The sequence below is a fragment of the Halorubrum sp. SP9 genome, assembly GCF_005435015.1.
Taxonomy (GTDB): Archaea; Halobacteriota; Halobacteria; order Halobacteriales; family Haloferacaceae; genus Halorubrum; species Halorubrum sodomense.
The window spans coordinates 1-655 of the sequence record NZ_SGXU01000237.1 but is presented as its reverse complement, the minus strand read 5'-3'; the positions used below and the strand labels follow the sequence as shown (position 1 = coordinate 655).

General features: G+C 56.2%; 1 protein-coding gene. It reads left to right on the top strand.

All coding sequences use genetic code 11. The features are described from left to right. Positions 1–110: 110 nt before the first annotated feature. A partial coding sequence (locus tag EXE45_RS17355; protein ID WP_158294317.1) for a glycosyltransferase family A protein occupies positions 111–655 on the top strand: 545 nt, incomplete at its 3' end.

Sequence of the window (655 nt, the reverse complement as noted above, 5' to 3'; positions counted from 1 at the left end):
AGGGATCTCCGCGATCGACTGGCCGCGAACGGTCTGGAACGGTCGAAAGAGTTCGGCTGGGACGAACAGGCGAAGCAGATGGGAGAGTTCTACGAACAGGTGGGGCAGCAGTGACACGACAGATTACAGTCGTCGTTCCTACTATTGACGAGCCCGAGGAGCTGCGCGGATGTCTTGATTGTCTCAATAACCAGTACTACGACAACTTCGATGTCTTAATCGTCGATTCGGGAACAGGAGTCAACAGGGATGTGGTTAATGATTTCTCCGACCGGTTGGCAGTTGAGATGCTGTCGATGCGCAGGAACGGCCTCCCTCGTGCGCGAAACAAGGCCGTCACTTATATTGATGAAACAGACGTTGTTGCCTTCTGTGACCCCGACGCCCGTCCGGTCTCCGATTGGCTCGGGGCTCTAGCCGTCGAGTACACTGATGGGGTCGGCGCAGTTGGTGGTCCGGTTCTCGAACCCGGCGACTCCCTCCAAGATCGTGAGACTGTGGGACGGATCCAACCCAACGGAGAAATCGTCTCGAACTTCGATGCGGATGATCGTTGCCTAGTCCATCACCTCCGCGGGACGAACATGTCGTTTGACGTTGATTTACTCCGCGAACTCGGCGGCTTTGATCCCGCGTATGAAGGCACTGCCCATTA